The 1,463-nt window shown below is 51.8% G+C and carries 1 protein-coding gene and 1 pseudogene; both read right to left on the bottom strand.

Annotated features, from left to right (window positions below; all coding sequences use genetic code 11):
* Positions 1-144: 144 nt before the first annotated feature.
* Entirely contained in the window at positions 145-495 is a 351-nt protein-coding gene (gene imm45 / locus BLQ74_RS26875; RefSeq protein ID WP_090268559.1) for an Imm45 family immunity protein, read from the bottom strand.
* Position 496: 1 nt separating this feature from the next.
* A pseudogene (locus tag BLQ74_RS26870) lies at positions 497-1,463 on the bottom strand (colicin E3/pyocin S6 family cytotoxin); the annotation flags it as partial.

Raw genomic sequence — 1,463 nt, 5'->3', positions numbered from 1 at the left:
TTTCAGCCGGAGGAATCAGGTGAAAAATCGATCAGCGGTAGAGGCGAAGACGGCGGATTCGATGATTTGACGTAAAAACCTCCCCGCTGCAATGGTGGGGAGGTTGGTTTGGACAGTTGGACGGGACAAAAAACCTCCCCGCTGTTATGACGGAGAAGTTGGTTTGGGTGCGTGGACGGGACACTCGTATCTATCAATCAAATAGACATCTGAAACATCGCAATCAGGATATATCCATCTCTCCCAATTAGACACTATCCACTCTTTATCCACCCCACCTGCCACGGAAGAGCTTTCTTTTGGCAGGCATACCAATATCAAACCAGCCTTATACCCTGAAGTAACAATCAGCCCATAAGGCGTATCTTCTGACTGGGTTTCAAAAACCATAAAATCGACAAATTCTTCATATGGATATTTTCCGCACGCTCTCAAGACATTTCCATGCCAAATAGAACTTTCTTTATAGTCAACCAGCCTTACCTTTGAAACCATATTACTTTACCTTCAAATCATGGCTACCAGATTTGTCAGCGGGTTTCGTTTGTTTAAACTCAAAATCAACCTCACCCATATGCTTTCCATTCCTAGCGTTTATGACCTCAAAGCGTCCATGCTGAGTATCTAAAGCATATAGTCTTCCATCATTCGCCTTATATACATCACGACCATTCATCTTGGACAAACCATTATCTTTTTCCATTCCATTAATTATTGCTACGTCAATTGCCGTACTTTTGATCTGAGCAACTCTCTCTCCCGGAGGCAGCTTAGACAGATTTCTTTCAAACTGAGCAGCAGTTTGTCCACCTGGCAAGATCCCCTTTCCCCCAGCCTTGCCAAGCATAGCCCCCGCCATCGCCGCTGCGAGGCTCGCTCCCCAGGCTGCATTGTCGGGAGAGACGCCTTGCCCTTGTAGATCGAGGGCCGCGCTCGTCTGCAACAACCGGCCTATCGCGGCAACGTTCTGCATGTTGTAGCGATGCAGGTCAGCCTTGAGTTCCAGCGGAATATCGTCATTGGCATAAAGCGCTTCGATCTTCTTCTGGATCGTCAGGCGCTCGGCTGCCAGATAACCGAAGGTCTGCATGCACTCCGTCGGCTTCGTGGTGCATGCGGCAGCCAGGGCATCATCGTTGGCAACGCTTTGCGCTCGATATTTCTCCTGCACTTTGTCGCAGTTGCCCTTGGCCTTGCACTGGCTGGCCTCTTTCTCAAAGGCATCCAGTTCGTGAGCAAGGTAGTTGTACTGCGTACCGTTCTGCGCCACCCAGGCGCCGGTTTCCAGCTTGCCCGCGTCCGCCGCCGGGTCCTGCGCTACCGTGGCGACCAGTCCCACCAGTTGCGAACTCATGCTCAGCAAGGCTTCGCGGTTTTCCGGCGAGTAGCTGCTGACGAGCGCGTCGAGGTCCTTGACCACGGCTTCGTTGAGCCCCGCCGCCGCAGCCCCCGCCGCGAAGCTC

Source organism: Pseudomonas panipatensis, assembly GCF_900099785.1.
Classification (GTDB): Bacteria; Pseudomonadota; Gammaproteobacteria; order Pseudomonadales; family Pseudomonadaceae; genus Pseudomonas; species Pseudomonas panipatensis.
Note: the sequence above shows the minus strand (reverse complement) of the source record. Positions and strands in the feature narration are given on the sequence as shown.